At 75.1% G+C, this 14,456-nt stretch carries 15 protein-coding genes; 9 read left to right on the top strand and 6 right to left on the bottom strand.

Going from position 1 to position 14,456, the window contains the following annotated elements; all coding sequences use genetic code 11:
* Positions 1–83: 83 nt before the first annotated feature.
* The 3 genes from rfbA to cofD are packed head-to-tail and all read right to left on the bottom strand — an operon-like array spanning position 84 to position 2,990.
* Positions 84–953 carry a glucose-1-phosphate thymidylyltransferase RfbA gene (rfbA, locus tag DQ239_RS02775; protein WP_113832749.1) on the bottom strand — a complete coding sequence of 290 codons (870 nt, stop codon included), beginning with the start codon at positions 951–953 and terminating at the stop codon, positions 84–86.
* A gap of 29 nt (positions 954–982) precedes the next feature.
* A complete protein-coding gene (locus DQ239_RS02770; protein WP_113832748.1) occupies positions 983–2,038 on the bottom strand; it encodes a coenzyme F420-0:L-glutamate ligase in 1,056 nt (351 codons plus the stop codon).
* Entirely contained in the window at positions 2,031–2,990 is a 960-nt protein-coding gene (gene cofD, locus DQ239_RS02765; RefSeq protein WP_233488681.1) for a 2-phospho-L-lactate transferase, read from the bottom strand. The genes DQ239_RS02770 and cofD overlap by 8 nt, the downstream gene beginning before the upstream one ends.
* A gap of 333 nt (positions 2,991–3,323) precedes the next feature.
* Between cofD and DQ239_RS02760 the strand changes: the two genes are divergently transcribed.
* On the top strand, positions 3,324–3,578 hold the full coding sequence (locus DQ239_RS02760; RefSeq protein WP_233488764.1) for a WhiB family transcriptional regulator: 255 nt from the start codon (positions 3,324–3,326) through the stop codon (positions 3,576–3,578).
* 129 nt (positions 3,579–3,707) lie between these two features.
* Here DQ239_RS02760 and DQ239_RS02755 read toward each other — a convergent pair whose 3' ends face one another.
* From DQ239_RS02755 to DQ239_RS02745, 3 genes are read right to left on the bottom strand one after another with little or no spacing between them, the layout of a single operon-like run.
* The gene (locus DQ239_RS02755; RefSeq protein WP_147251975.1) at positions 3,708–4,619 is read right to left on the bottom strand and encodes a hypothetical protein; all 912 of its coding nucleotides are present in this window, start codon (positions 4,617–4,619) and stop codon (positions 3,708–3,710) included.
* Between the two features lie 38 nt (positions 4,620–4,657).
* Positions 4,658–5,122 (bottom strand): metallopeptidase family protein, encoded by a 465-nt coding sequence (locus DQ239_RS02750; RefSeq protein WP_113832744.1) that lies wholly within the window; start codon positions 5,120–5,122, stop codon positions 4,658–4,660.
* Between the two features lie 40 nt (positions 5,123–5,162).
* Positions 5,163–5,915 carry an SDR family NAD(P)-dependent oxidoreductase gene (locus DQ239_RS02745; RefSeq protein ID WP_233488679.1) on the bottom strand — a complete coding sequence of 251 codons (753 nt, stop codon included), beginning with the start codon at positions 5,913–5,915 and terminating at the stop codon, positions 5,163–5,165.
* Positions 5,916–5,959: 44 nt separating this feature from the next.
* Between DQ239_RS02745 and DQ239_RS02740 the strand changes: the two genes are divergently transcribed.
* From DQ239_RS02740 to DQ239_RS02705, 8 genes are all read left to right on the top strand, one after another.
* Entirely contained in the window at positions 5,960–6,367 is a 408-nt protein-coding gene (locus DQ239_RS02740) for a DUF3499 domain-containing protein (protein ID WP_348519320.1), read from the top strand.
* A gap of 101 nt (positions 6,368–6,468) precedes the next feature.
* Positions 6,469–7,833 (top strand): phosphomannomutase/phosphoglucomutase, encoded by a 1,365-nt coding sequence (locus tag DQ239_RS02735; RefSeq protein ID WP_113832742.1) that lies wholly within the window; start codon positions 6,469–6,471, stop codon positions 7,831–7,833.
* A gap of 26 nt (positions 7,834–7,859) precedes the next feature.
* Positions 7,860–8,048 (top strand): Trm112 family protein, encoded by a 189-nt coding sequence (locus tag DQ239_RS02730; RefSeq protein WP_113833278.1) that lies wholly within the window; start codon positions 7,860–7,862, stop codon positions 8,046–8,048.
* Positions 8,045–9,187, top strand: a complete 1,143-nt coding sequence (locus DQ239_RS02725; protein ID WP_113832741.1) for an SIS domain-containing protein — start codon at positions 8,045–8,047, stop codon at positions 9,185–9,187. Before DQ239_RS02730 ends, DQ239_RS02725 begins: the two co-directional genes overlap by 4 nt.
* A 61-nt stretch (positions 9,188–9,248) precedes the next feature.
* Positions 9,249–10,199: a DUF808 domain-containing protein gene (locus DQ239_RS02720; RefSeq protein ID WP_113832740.1), complete on the top strand. Its 951-nt coding sequence runs from the start codon at positions 9,249–9,251 to the stop codon at positions 10,197–10,199.
* Between the two features lie 19 nt (positions 10,200–10,218).
* Positions 10,219–12,063, top strand: a complete 1,845-nt coding sequence (locus DQ239_RS02715; RefSeq protein WP_113832739.1) for a glycerol-3-phosphate dehydrogenase/oxidase — start codon at positions 10,219–10,221, stop codon at positions 12,061–12,063.
* Between the two features lie 9 nt (positions 12,064–12,072).
* Positions 12,073–13,248 carry a mannose-6-phosphate isomerase, class I gene (manA, locus tag DQ239_RS02710; protein WP_113832738.1) on the top strand — a complete coding sequence of 392 codons (1,176 nt, stop codon included), beginning with the start codon at positions 12,073–12,075 and terminating at the stop codon, positions 13,246–13,248.
* A gap of 219 nt (positions 13,249–13,467) precedes the next feature.
* The gene (locus DQ239_RS02705; RefSeq protein ID WP_199582544.1) at positions 13,468–14,358 is read left to right on the top strand and encodes an HNH endonuclease family protein; all 891 of its coding nucleotides are present in this window, start codon (positions 13,468–13,470) and stop codon (positions 14,356–14,358) included.
* Positions 14,359–14,456 lie beyond the last annotated feature (98 nt).

The following is a 14,456-nucleotide window of genomic DNA, read 5'->3' as shown; positions in this document are numbered from 1 at the left end:
GGACGTCGGCGCGCCGGGAGGACCCGCCGGCCCGGAGGCCCGTGGTCCAGCCTAGGCCCGGATGCCCCCCGGTGAGGGCGGGATCAGCGCCCTTCGGCGAGCAGGCCCAGCAGGTAGTCGCCGTACCCGCTCTTCGCCAGCGGCTCGGCGGCGCGCACCAGGCCGTCGTCGTCCAGCCAGCCGTTGCGCCAGGCGACCTCCTCGATGCAGCCGACCTTCAGGCCCTGCCGCTCCTCGACCACCGAGACGAACTCGGTGGCCTGGCGCAGCGAGGCGAACGTGCCGGTGTCCAGCCACGCGGTGCCGCGGTCCAGGACGGAGACGGTGAGCCGGTCCTCGCGCAGGTAGTGCTCGTTGACCGCGGTGATCTCCAGCTCGCCGCGCGCGCTGGGACGGATGCCCCGGGCCACGTCGACGACGTCGCCGGCGTAGAAGTACAGCCCCGGGACGGCGTAGGAGCTCTTGGGTGCGGCCGGCTTCTCCTCGATGGAGAGCACCCGGCCGTCGCGGTCGAACTCCACGACGCCGTACTCCTGGGGGTTGGCGACGTGGTAGGCGAAGACGTGCCCACCGGCCGGCTCCGGGAGCCGGGCCAGCGCGGTGCCGAGGCCCGCGCCGTAGAAGATGTTGTCGCCCAGCACGAGCGCGGCGGCCGCGCCGTCCAGGAACTCCGCCCCGATGAGGAACGCCTGCGCCAGGCCCTCGGGGCGCGGCTGGACCGCGTACTCGATGCGCATGCCCAGGCGGCTGCCGTCGCCGAGCAGCCGGCGGAACGCCTCGGAGTCCCCGGGCGTGGTGATGATCAGCACCTCGCGGACGCCGGCCATCATCAGCGTCGAGAGCGGGTAGTAGATCATCGGCTTGTCGTAGACCGGCATGAGCTGCTTGCTCACGGCCTGGGTGATGGGGAAGAGCCGACTTCCCGTGCCACCGGCCAGGATGATCCCGCGCATGGTGAGGCACGCTACCGAGTGCCCGCTGGTCAGTCGGGAGGAGTGCCCACCCACAGCCTGCCGACCAGCGAGGTCCCGCCGGCCGTGGCGGCGGGCTCCCAGCGGGTGGCCCAGCCCTCGGCGTGCAGCTGCACGACCGCGGCGCCGAGCAGGGCGCCCAGGTTCAGCGCGGTCGTCGTGGTGACGGCGTCGCTCAGGTGGACGTCGACCACGCCGTCGCCCTCCCCGCCGTAGCGCAGCACCACCGGGAACTCCGGCAGCGCGGCGCTGGCGGTCCGGAAGGCCGCGGCGACCGCGTCCAGCTCGCCGCCGCGCGGCACCGGGTCGGCGCCGGGGGAGCGGGACCCGACCAGGTCGCGGGAGCCGTAGGGGAAGAGGTCCTCGGCGGGCAGCCGCACGAGCGGGCGGGTGCCCTCGTCGTCGGCGGGCTCGTCGATCGAGAGGCCGCGGACCACCGCGACCGGGACGCCGTCGAGCTTGCCCTTGACCAGGTCGGCGGCCGAGGCCAGCTCGTCGACGACGGCGATGCGGGTGGTCTCCAACCGGTTGCCGTGGGCGTCGACCGCGCCCCGGTGGTCCACCAGTGCCGGGATGCCCGCGGCGCCCACGGCGACGTCGGTGAGCCCCTCCCGCCAGGTGCGGCCGAAGGTGTCGCTCACCACCACCGCGACGTCGACGCCGAGCAGTTCGGCCAGCCGGGTCCGCAGGCCGCGGGCGGAGGCGTCGGCGTCCTCGGGGAGGAGGACCAGCGAGCCCTGGTCGACGTTGGACGCGTCGATGCCCGCGGCGGCCACCACCCAGCCGTGCGGGGTCTGCACGATCTTCAGCGGGCCCCGGCGGGCCACCACCCGGACGGTCTGCGCGTCGATCGCCGCCTGGCGGGCGGCCTCGCGGTCGGCGCCGGGCTCGATCCGGACCAGCGCGCCCTCGACCTTCGAGACGACCTTGGAGGTCACGACGACGACGTCGCCGTCGGCCAGCCAGGGGGCCGCGCCCGCGATGGCGCCGGCCAGGTCGTCGCCGGGCGCGAACTCCGGCAGCCCGGGTACCGGGAGGATCGAGAGGCCCGCCGGGGGCCTAGACACCGGCCGCGTCCAGGGCGGCGCGGGCCAGCGCCGTCGTCGCGTCGGGGTCGGACATGAGCAGCGGCACCTGCCGGACGTCGACGCCGGCGACGTCGGCGGGGTCCCCGGGCGCCACGAGCCAGGCGTCGAGCAGGCCGCCGTCGGACCGTGCGCCGTAGTGGTGGCCCACGCCCTCCGCGCTGACCTCGATGCCGAGCACGGGCAGGCAGCGGTCGGCCATCCCCCGCACGACGGCGCCGCCGACGACCGGGGAGACGCCGGCGATGCGCGCCGGGGTGGCCAGGAGCGCCTCGCGCAGCCCCGGCACCCCGAGGATCGTGCCGATCGACACCACCGGGTTCGACGGCGCCAGCAGCACGGCGTCCGCGGCGGCGAAGGCCTCGGTCACCCCGGGGGCGGGACGGGCGGCGTCCACACCGATCTGCACGAAGGCCGACGCCTCCAGGCCGGCGCGGTGCCGGACCCACCACTCCTGGAAGTGGATGGCGCGCGGGCGGCCGCTCTCCGGGTCGGTGACGACGACGTGCGTCTCGACCCGCTGGTCGCTCATCGGCAGCACGGTGACGCCGGGCTGCCAGCGGTCGGCGAGCGCCGCGGTGACCTCGGAGAGGGGGTAACCGGCGTCGAGCATGCGGGTGCGGATGAGGTGCGTGGCGAGGTCGCGGTCGCCCAGGCCGAACCAGTCGGGGTCGGCGCCGTAGGCGGCCAGTTCCTCCTTGACCGTCCAGCTCTCGTCCGCCCGGCCCCAGCCGCGCTCCTCGTCGATGCCGCCGCCGAGGGTGTAGACGACGGTGTCGAGATCCGGGCAGATGCGCAGCCCGTGCAGCGTCACGTCGTCACCGGTGTTCACCACGGCGGTGATCTCCGCGTCCGGCGCCGCCGCCCTCACCCCGCGGAGGAATCGCGCCCCTCCGGTCCCACCCGCCAGCACCACGATCTGCACGAAACGCATCGTGCCCCATAGGCAGTTGTGCACTGTTCCACGGGCGTGTCGGGGTAGCGCACGAGATGTGACGAACGGGGTGTGACCGGAGTGACTGGTGTGGCGTGTCGCTTACACCGGGCGAAGTTGACGGCCGGGCAACGACACGCGTGTAATTCCGCAGACGTCATCGAGTGATGAGCGGTCGGGAACCTCCCGGGAGCCGCGCACCGGGACGAGAGCGAGAGGGGACGCATCGTCATGGCCGAGGTCTCGTGGTTGAGCGACTACGTCAACGGGAGCGACCGGACGACCGACCGGTTCGGTGCCGGGCAGGGTCTGGGGGGTGTCCCCGCGGCCGGCATCGGTGACCTGCTGGGCATCGGCCTGGAGACCGAGGGGCAGTCCTGGCAGGAGCGCGCCCTGTGCGCCGAGACCGACCCGGAGGCGTTCTTCCCGGAGAAGGGCGGCTCGACCCGGGAGGCAAAGAAGATCTGCACCGGGTGCGAGGTCAAGGCCGAGTGCCTCGAGTACGCGCTCTCCAACGACGAGCGCTTCGGCATCTGGGGCGGCCTGTCCGAGCGCGAGCGCCGTCGCCTGCGCCGCCGCGCCATCTGAGGAAGGACCCCTCCACCCCCCACCGCTCGCACGCTCGCGGTGGGCCCCTGTGGAGGGGCCGTTCCAGCGCCTCACCGCAGCCGCCGACGACCCCTCGTCGGCGGCTGCTGTGCGTTCCGGGGCCGGGCCTCAGCCCTCGGCGCGGAGGACGCTGGCGGGACCGTCCTCGCGGGTGGCGGTGCGCTGGTCGTCCCAGCGCAGCTCACCCTCCGCCCGCCGCCATTCCGCGCCCCCGTCGCCCGCGGCGGCGACGGTCACCTCGACCGCGTAGCTCCGCCCGGTGGGTTCGGCCGCGGCCCCGGGGGAGCGCAGCGCGGTGGCGAAGCGGCCGGTCACGGTGAGCCGGTCGCCGTCCCGCTCGACCCGCAGGGCCGGCGCCGCCAGCTCGGCGTACTCGGTCCGCGCGGCGCGGCAGCCGGGGTCGCCGGGCTCCGGCGGTGCGGTCACCGCCAGGCAGTTGACCGCCGGAAGCCGCAGCCGCGCGACGTCCCGTCCCTCGCCGTCCACGCCCACCTCCAGCTCGGGGTAGGCCGCGGTGATGCCGACGGCGTGCTCCTCCAGGACGACGCCGCCGAAGGCCAGCCGGGCGACGGTGCCCTCCCGGCCCGCGTCCGACGGTGCGGCGCCCGACGGGGACGTGCTCGTGGACGGCGCGTCCGGCTCCGCGGCGGGTGCCCGCTGCGCCGCGGCGAGCGCGGCCGCGATCCCGACGAGCACCAGCGCGCCGACCGCGAGCCCCGCCAGCACCCCGGCCGGGCCCGTGCCCGCCGGGGGCGGTGCGGGTTCCTCGTGCCGGACCGGCGGGGCGGGCGACGCGAGCGGGACCCAGGCGTCGCCGTCGTCGGCCGGCCCGCTCCGGGTGCCCGGTGGGTGGTCGAGGAAGTCCGCGAGGTCGTCGCGCGGCTCGCCCGCCGGGGGAGGGGTGGCCGGCTCCGGCCGCGCCGGGACGCGCAGCCGGAGGGCTGTGGCGGCGACCGCGAGCAGCAGCAGCGCCCCCAGCACGGCGCCGAGCGCGATCCAGGGCGCGGCGGGGACGTCCATCGCGCCCAGCATCGCAGCCGCCGAGCCGTCTCAGCAGCTCAGGTGGGGTCGATCTCCTCGGGATCGCGGCCCAGCAGCACGGCCACCTGGTCCACGACGACGTCGCGCACCAGGTCGGCCAGGTCGTCCCGGTCGCCGGCCCGGAGCTCCAGCGGGCGCCGGTAGACGATGATCCGCGGCGGCACGTCGCGGCCGTCCTCGCGGTGGGCGGGGAGCACGCGGGCCAGCGGCACGCTGGCGTCGTCCAGCACGTCGGCGTCGAGCACGACGTCGTCGGGGCTCGTGTGGTCGACCCACGGCACGTCCTCGACGGCGAACTCCACGCCGGCGAGCTCCCGCTCCCACCGCCGCTCGAGGTCCTCGACGGCGTCGAGCACCAGGTCGTCGAACTGCTCGGCGCGGCTGCGCGCCAGCGGCACCTCCGCCGGGACCAGTCGGCCACGCAGGCCGCGGCCGTGCCGGTCGCGGCGGGAGCGGGCGGGGCGGCGCGAGGGACCGGTCATGACGCCGGGAAGCCTACGGCGCGCGGAGCGGGCGGGGTGGTCACCGCGGGAGCCGGCGCCACACGGCGCGGGGCAGCAGGCGCATGAGGAAGAAGACCGGCCGCAGCACGCCCGGCACCCACACCTCGCCCCGCCGTCCGCGCAGCGCCGCGACGACGGCGTCGGCCACCTGGTCCGGGGTGCTGGAGAACGGGGCCGGCGACATGCCCTCGGTCATCCGGCCGACGACGAAGCCGGGCCGGACGAGCAGCAGCCGGACGCCGGACCCGGCCAGGGCGTCGGCCAGCCCGCTGGCGAACCCGTCGAGCCCCGCCTTCGCCGAGCCGTACACGTAGTTGGCCCGGCGCACCCGGACCCCGGCCACCGACGAGAAGACGACGAGGGTGCCGCGGCCGGCCGCACGCAGCCGCCCGGCCAGCAGGGTGAGCACGTGCACCTGGGCGGTGAGGTCGGTGTGCAGGATCGCGACCGCGGCGGCCGGGTCGCGCTCGGCGGTGGCCTGGTCGCCCAGCACCCCGAAGGCCACGACCACGGTCGCGGGGACGCCGACACGGGCCTCCACCTCGTCCAGGACCGCCGTGTGACCGGCCAGGTCGTCGGCGTCGAAGGCCACGCGGACCACGGTGGTGGCGCCCGCCGCACGCAGCTCCGCCTCCTGCTCGTCCAGGTCGGCGACGCGGCGCGCGGCCAGCACGAACGTGCCGCACCCGAGCGCCGCGAGCCGGACGGCGACGGCCGTGCCGATCTCGCTGCGACCCCCGAGGACGAGGACCGGACCTGTGTCGATGCCCACGGGGTCATCGTGCAGGATGGGACGGCCGCTTCCGAAATCCCGGTGTGCCTGCTGCGGAGTGCCAGCACGCGGGTTTACGGTGCTCGGGTGAGGAACCGGTGGTGAGGCAGTCACGTCGCTGCTCGCGCAGCGGCTGCGCGCAACCGGCAGCGGCGACTCTGACCTACGTGTACGCGGAGTCCACGGCCGTTGTCGGCCCGTTGGCGACCTTCTCGGAGCCGCACAGCTACGACCTCTGCGAGTTCCACGCCGAGCGGCTGACCGTGCCGCGCGGCTGGGAGGTCGTCCGGCACGAGATCGACCTCGACGACGTCGGCCCGACCGGTGACGACCTGCTCGCCCTGGCCGACGCCGTGCGCGAGGCCGCCCGTCCCGAGCCGCCGCGCGACCCGGCCGACGACGGCCGCGGCACCCGGCGCGGCCACCTGCGCGTCCTCCCCGACCTCCAGTAGTAGAAGGACCACCCTTCCCCCCACGCCTCGCGAGCTCGGCGCGGGTCCCTGAAGGGTGGCCGTGCGCGCGCGCGTTCGCGTACGCGGCTATCGTCCGGCACGTGGCTGACCTCTCATCGATCATCAAGGCCTACGACGTCCGGGGTGTCGTTCCCGACGAGTGGGACGAGGACGTCGCCCGGGCCATCGGGGCCGCCTTCGCCGAGTTCGTGCACGCCGAGAGCGGTGCGACGCAGATCGTCACCGCCCACGACATGCGGGAGTCCTCGGTGCCGCTGTCGCGGGCCTTCGCCGAGGGCGTGATCAGCCGCGGTCTCGACGTCGTCGAGGCGGGGCTGGGCTCGACCGACATGCTGTACTTCGCCGCCGGCTCGCTGGACATCCCGGGCGCGATGTTCACGGCCAGCCACAACCCCGCGAAGTACAACGGGATCAAGATGTGCCGCGCGGGCGCGGCACCCATCGGGCAGGACTCCGGCCTGGCCGAGATCCGGGCCATGGCCGAGCGGAACGCCTACGACCGCGACCCCGGCCGCGTCGGCGCGGTCAGCCAGCGCGACATCATCCACGAGTACGCCGCGCACCTGCGCGAGCTGGTCGACCTGTCCGGCGGCCGCCCCCTCAAGGTCGTCGTCGACGCCGGCAACGGCATGGGCGGGCACACCGTGCCGGTGGTCCTGGCCGACCTGCCCCTGGAGATCGTCCCGCTGTACTTCGAGCTCGACGGCTCCTTCCCCAACCACGAGGCCAACCCGCTGGACCCGGCGAACCTCGTCGACCTGCAGGCCGCGGTGCGCGAGCACGGCGCCGACATCGGCCTGGCCTTCGACGGCGACGCCGACCGGGTGTTCGTCGTCGACGAGCGCGGCGAGCCGGTGAGCCCCTCGGCGGTGACCGCCCTGGTCGCCGTCCGCGAGCTGGCCAAGGGCCGCGGGACGACGATCATCCACAACCTGATCACCTCGAAGGCGGTGCCCGAGATCGTCCGCGAGCACGGCGGCGAGCCGGTGCGCACGCGGGTGGGGCACTCGTTCATCAAGGCCGAGATGGCCCGCACCGACGCCGTCTTCGGCGGGGAGCACTCGGCGCACTACTATTTCCGCGACTTCTGGCGGGCCGACACCGGCATGCTGGCCGCGATGCACGTGCTGGCCGCGCTGGGGGAGCAGTCCGGCACCCTGTCGGAGCTCACCGCCGCCTACTCGCGCTACGCCGCCTCCGGAGAGATCAACTCCACCGTGGACGACGCCGCGGCGCGGATGGCCGAGGTGCGGGCGGCGTTCGCCGACCGGCCCGAGGCGCGGATCGACGAGCTGGACGGGCTCACCGTCGAGCTGACCGACGGCGCGTGGTTCAACCTGCGCGCCAGCAACACCGAGCCGCTGCTGCGGCTGAACGTCGAGGCGCCGGACGAGGCGCGGATGACCGAACTTCGGGATCAGGTACTGGGGATGGTGCGGGCATGACGAGCAACACGACGACCGGTGGACCGCTGGGGCTGGACCCCGAGCTGCTGTCCATCCTGGCCTGCCCGGACACCCACCACAGCCCGCTGACCGTCGACGAGGCGGCGAGCGAGCTGCTGTGCACCACCTGCGACCGGGCCTTCCCGGTGCGCGACGGCATCCCGGTGCTCCTGCTGGACGAGGCGCGCCATCGGGGAGCAAGCAGCAGCGCATGATCCCGCCCGAGCTCGCCGAGGAGGTCCTCGACGACCTCGAGGTCATGCGGGCCCGTGACCCGCACGGCCTGCTGCTGGCGGTCGCGGGCGCCGGTGCGCAGGTCCGGGAGACCGCGCGGCTGACCCGCGAGGCCGGGCTGGACCGGATCACCGGTGGCGGCCGGCCGCGCGGGCTGGTCATCGTCGCCCGGCGCGAGGGGGCGGTGGCCGCCTCGGTGCTGCGGGCGCTGCTCGGACCGGCTAGCCCGGTGACCGTCGACGTCGTCCCCGGTCCGGCGCTGCCGGTGTGGACGGGGCCCAGCGACGTCGTCGTGGTCGCGACCCGCACGGGGGCGGGCGCCTACGCCGTCGGCCCGGCCTACGAGGCGGCCCGCCGGGGCGTCTCGCTGCTGGGCGTCGGCGCCGAGGACGCGCCCCTGGCCGCGGCCTGCTCGATCGCCCGCGCGCCGTACGTGGCCCTGCCGGCCGCCCGGGTGCGGCACACGACGCTGTGGTCGCTGCTCACCCCGATGCTGCTGCTGGCCTCCGACCTCGGGCTGCTGCGCGGTGACGTCGCCGACCCGGAGACGACCGCGGCGGCGCTCGACGCGGCCGCGCAGGAGTGCGGCCCCGCGGCGCCGACCTTCACCAACCCGGCGAAGACGCTGGCCCTCGAGCTGCTCGACTCGCTGCCGGTGATCGCCGCGGAGGGGCCGCTGGCCGCCGCCGCTGCCGGCCGCATCGCCGACCAGCTGGCCACGCTCGCCGGCCTGCCCGCGCCCGACTTCCGGCTGCCCGACCAGCGGGTGGCGGCCTGCGCCGTCCTCGGTGGCCCGCTGGCACCGGAGGACGCCGACGACTTCTTCCGCGACCGCGCCGACGACGCCGAACGGCGCCTGCGGCTGCTCACCATCCGCGACGCCGCGGCCGTCGACGACGAGGGCGCGGGGGAGCGCGAGCCGCGGTCGGCCGGCGAGGCCATGGAGGAGGTGCTCCGCACCGCCGCGACCCACACCGTCCCGGTGAGCGACCTGGCCGCGCAGGGGCAGGCCGGGTCCGACGGCCGGCTGCCGCGGTTGGCCCGCCAGCTCGCCGTCGCCGACTTCAGCGCCGTCTACCTGGCCCTGGCGCTGGACACCCAGCGGGGGCCGGGCCGGTGACGTTCGGCGGAACCCCCTGCCCGGGTAGAGCACGCGAACGGATCGACGGAAAGGACCTCCCGTGGCGGGTGGACTCGTAGCCCTGCTGGACGACGTCGCGGTGCTGGCCAGGGCCGCCGCCGCCTCGATCGACGACATCGGCGCCGCGGCCGGACGCGCGAGCGTCAAGGCCGCCGGCGTGGTGGTCGACGACACCGCCGTCACGCCGCAGTACGTGCACGGCCTGAACGCCGACCGCGAGCTGCCGATCATCCGGAAGATCGCGCTGGGCTCGCTGCGCAACAAGCTGCTGATCATCCTGCCGGCGATCCTGCTGCTCAGCGAGTTCCTCAACTTCCTGCTGACGCCGCTGCTGATGCTGGGCGGGGCCTACCTCTGCTACGAGGGCGCGGAGAAGATCTGGCACCGGATCAGCGGCCACGCCGAGGAGCACGCCTCGGTGGAGGAGGCGATGCCGGACGAGAAGACGATCGTCACCGGCGCCGTCCGCACCGACTTCATCCTGTCCGCCGAGATCATGGTCATCTCGCTCAACGAGGTCGCGGACGAGGCGTTCGTCGCGCGGGCGGTCATCCTCGTCCTGGTCGCACTGGGCATCACCGTGCTGGTCTACGGCGTGGTCGGCGTCATCGTGAAGATGGACGACATCGGCCTCAACCTGGCCCAGCGGTCGGGGAAGGCGGTGGCCGCGTTCGGCCGCGGCCTGGTCAAGGCGATGCCGAAGCTGCTCAGCGTGCTCACCGTGGTCGGCACCGCCGCCATGCTCTGGGTCGGTGGGCACATCCTCCTGGTCGGCACCGACGAGCTGGGCCTGCACGCCCTCTACGACGTCGTCCACCACCTCGAGGAGGCCGCGCACGACGCGACCGGGGCGCTCGGCGGCGTGGTGGGCTGGATCGTCAACACGCTGGGCAGCGCACTGCTGGGGCTGGTGGTCGGCGCGGTGATCGTGGTCGTGATGACACTGACGGTGCACCGCCGCAAGGCCGGGAGCGACGCATCGGGCCACTGAGCGGGGGACAGTAGGAGCCATGCACTCGGGGACCACCGACCGCACGCTGCTCTCACCCGCCCGACGGCGCTCGGACCGCGCCCGGCTCGCCGACGAGGTCGTCGACGTCCTGGTCATCGGCGGCGGCGTCACCGGCGCCGGGGCCGCCCTGGACGCGGCCAGCCGTGGCCTGACCGTGGCGCTGCTGGAGGCGCGGGACTTCGCGGCCGGCACCTCCAGCCGGTCGAGCAAGCTGATCCACGGCGGCCTGCGCTACCTGGAGCAGTTCGCCTTCCCCCTGGTGCACGAGGCGCTGCACGAGCGCGCCCGCCTGGTGCAGACCATCGCGCCGCACCTGGTCCGGCCGCTGCCCTTCCTGCTGCCGCTGACCGCGCCCGTCTGGCAGCGGGCCTACTTCGGCGCCGGTGTCGCGCTGTACGACGTGCTCGGCGCCGCCTTCACCTCGCACCGGCCGATCCCGGGGCACCGGCACCTGTCCCGGACGGCGACGCTCGAGGCGTTCCCCGGGCTGCGCCCCGACGTCGTGCGCGGCGCCATCCGCTACTGGGACGCCCAGGTCGACGACGCCCGGCACACGCTCGCCGTCGTCCGCACCGCCGCCGGCTACGGCGCCCGGGTCCTGTCCAGCGCGCGGGTCACCGGTCTGCTGCGCGACGGCGACCAGCCGGACGCCGCGGTCGTGGGGGTGGAGGTCGCCGACCTCACCGACGGCTCCTCGTTCACCGTGCGGGCCCGCAGCGTCGTGGCGGCCACCGGGGTGTGGAGCGACGACATCGGGGCGATGCTGGGCCACGCGGCGCCCGACCTCCGCGTGCGCGCCTCCAAAGGCGTGCACCTGGTGGTGCCGCGGTCGGCCATCGACGGCGGCTCGCTCGCCGCGGCGGGCGGGACGTCCGACGGCCTGATCCTGCGCACCCCCACCAGCGTGCTCTTCGTCATTCCCTGGGGCGAGCAGTGGATCGTCGGGACGACCGACACCCCGTGGAAGCTCGACCGCGACCACCCCGCGGCCAGCAGCGCCGACATCGCCTACCTGCTCGACCAGGTCAACCGGGTCCTCGTCCGCCCGATCGCTCCCGAGCAGATCCTCGGCGTCTACGCCGGCCTGCGCCCGCTGCTGGCGGGGGAGTCCGACGACACCAGCCGGCTGTCCCGGGAGCACGCGGTGGTCACCCCGGTGCCGGGTCTGGTCCTGGTGGCCGGGGGCAAGTACACGACCTACCGCGTCATGGCCGAGGACGCCGTCGACGCCGCCGTCGCGGGGCTGCCCGGGGTGCCGGCGTCGCGCACCGCGCACCTCCCGCTGGTCGGCGCGCACCGCTGGACGGAGGTGCGCGACCGCGCCGCGCAGCTGGCCGCCGGTGCCGGCGTGCCGGTCGACGCCGTCGAACGGCTGCTGCACCGGCACGGCGACCGCACCCCCGACGTGCTCGCCCTCGCCGCCGACGACCCCGAGCTGGCCCGGCCGCTGCCGGGTGCGCCCGCCTACCTCGCGGCCGAGGTCGTGCACGCGGTCACCGCCGAGGGCGCCCTGCACCTCGACGACGTGCTGACCCGGCGCACCCGCATCTCCATCGAGACGGCGCACCGCGGTGTGGAGACCGCCGTTCGGGTCGCCGAGCTCATGAGCCGCGAGCTGGGCTGGGACGAGGAGCGCACCACCCGGGAGGTCGCGCACTACACCGCGCGGGTCGACGCGGAGCGCGAGTCGCAGCGCATGCCCGACGACCGGACCGCCGACGCGGCGCGGCTGGGTGCTGCCGACGTCCGCGCCGGCGTGATGTCACCCCGTCGAGGGGAACCTGCCTCCTCGGAGGACCGGCGGGTGGTGACGGGGGGTCGATCAGCGGGACCGGCGCGTTAGCCTGAGCCGATGTGGCAGCTTCAGAATGCGGTGCGTCACTACCCGTGGGGTTCGCACACCGTCATCCCGGAGCTGCTCGGCTCGCCGTCCCCGGCTGACCGGCCGCACGCCGAGCTGTGGATGGGCGCCCATCCCGACGAGCCCAGCGTGCGCTCCGACGGGGTGCCGCTGGACAAGGCGATCGCCGGCGAGCCCGAGCTCCTGCTGGGCTCCGAGGTGCTCGAGCGGTTCGGGGTCCGGCTGCCCTTCCTCATGAAGGTGCTCGCGGCCGAGAAGCCGGTGTCCCTGCAGGCCCACCCGACGGCTGAGCAGGCCGAGGCCGGGTTCGCCGCCGAGGAGGCGGCCGGGGTGCCGCGCGACGACCCGACGCGCACCTTCCGCGACCCGTTCCACAAGCCCGAGATGCTCGTGGCGCTGACCGAGGTCGAGGCGCTGTGCGGCTTCCGCCCGGTCGAGGAGTCGCTGCACTGCCTGGCCAAGCTCCAGGTGCCCGAGCTCAAGCCCACGATCGCCGCTCTGGCCAGGGGCGGGCTCCGGTCGGTCATCCCGCAGCTGCTGGCACTCCCGGCGGACCAGCGCGACGTGCTCGTCTCCGAGGTGGCCCGCGCGGCGGCCGGGTTCGTCGCGGCGCACGACCCGGAGTTCATCAACACCTACCGCTGGGCGGCGGCGCTGGCCGAGACCTACCCCGGTGACCCGGGCGTGGTCATCTCGCTGATGTGCAACCACCTGCGCCTGGCGCCCGGCGAGGCGGTGTTCCTGCCGGCGGGGAACCTGCACGCCTACCTGTGCGGCGCGGGCGTGGAGGTCATGGCCAGCTCGGACAACGTGCTCCGGGGCGGACTCACCGGCAAGCACGTCGACCTCGCGGCGCTCATCGAGGTGCTCGACTTCAGCGACGGGCGGGTGCCGGTGCTGCGCCCGGTGCTCGGCCCCGGCGGCCTGCGCTACCCCGTCCCGGTCGAGGAGTTCGACCTCACCCACTGCCAGCTCGGCGACCAGGTCGGCACGCTCACCACCCGCGGACCGCAGCTGGTGCTCTGCACCGAGGGCACCGCGGTGCTGTCCACGGCCGGCGACGAGCTGACCCTGCCGAAGGGCACCTCGGCGTTCGTGCCGGCCGGCACCCCCGTCAGCGCCCGCGGCCCCGCCGTCCTCTACCGGGTCACCACCAACCTCTCCTGACCGATCCGCGCTCCGGCCACCGGGGCGCGTGTCGGAGCACCGGGGGAGCGGGCGGACCTGCCTACGGTCGCGGCGCCGTCGTCTGCGCCTGGGGGAATCACCGTGTCCGCTCGTCCGCCGCGCACCGGGCACGCCGCTCGTGCGGCGCTCGCCCCGCTGCTGGCCGCTCTCGTCCTGACCGGCTGTTCCGTCACGACGGGGGCCCGGGGAACCGGGCCTGTGGAGACGGAGACCGCCGCGGACGCGGCCGTGGTCGAGCAGGAGACCGCCGAGGCCACGCTCCCGCCCGACGGCCTCGCCACCGCGGGCGGTGCGCTGGACGACGAGTCGGCCGACGCCGCCATCGGTGGAGCCGCGCCGACGTCGGCCCTCGCCGCGCTCGCCACGCTGGAGGTCAAGGGCCGGGCCCCGCGCACCGGCTACGACCGGGAGCAGTTCGGCTCCGGCTGGGTGGACACCGACCGCAACGGCTGCGACACCCGCAACGACGTGCTCGCCCGTGACCTGACCGGCGAGACGTTCAAGCCCGGCACCCGCGACTGCGTCGTCCTCACCGGCACGTTGGCCGACCCCTACTCCGGCCGCACCATCGAGTTCCGGCGCGGCCAGGACACCAGCGACGACGTGCAGATCGACCACGTGGTCGCGCTGTCGGACGCCTGGCAGAAGGGCGCCCAGCAGTGGGACGCCGGCCGCCGCACCGCCTTCGCGAACGACCCGCTGAACCTGCTGGCCGTCGACGGTCCGCTGAACATGCAGAAGGGCGACGGGGACGCCGCCACCTGGCTGCCGCCCACGACTTCGTTCCGCTGCACGTACGTCGCCCGCCAGATCGCGGTGAAGATCCGCTACGGCGCGTGGGTGACCGCGGCCGAGAAGAACACGATGGCCACGGTGCTCAGCAGCTGCCCGGCCGAGCCGCTGCCCGGGGGAGAGGCCGCCCCGGCCTCCGCACCCGCCCCCGCTCCGGCACCCGACGCCGCGGTCCCGGTGTCCTTCGCGGACTGCGCCGCGGTGCGCGCTGCGGGCGCGGCACCGATCCGGACGGGCGACCCGGGCTGGGAGCAGAAGTTCGACGGCGACGGGGACGGCGTGGGCTGCGACTCCTGAATCCGGGGGAGACCGGTCCCCGGGACCGCGCCCTGCCGGTACCCTGGGTTCCGGCACGAGCCCCGCCGAAGCCTCGGCATGCTCGCTCTCCCGGGGAA

Origin of the sequence: Blastococcus sp. TF02-09, assembly GCF_003319105.1 — a bacterium.
In the GTDB taxonomy this organism is placed as follows: domain Bacteria; phylum Actinomycetota; class Actinomycetes; order Mycobacteriales; family Geodermatophilaceae; genus Blastococcus.
The sequence above is the reverse complement of the archived record's forward strand: the minus strand, read 5'-3'. Positions and strand labels throughout refer to the sequence as shown.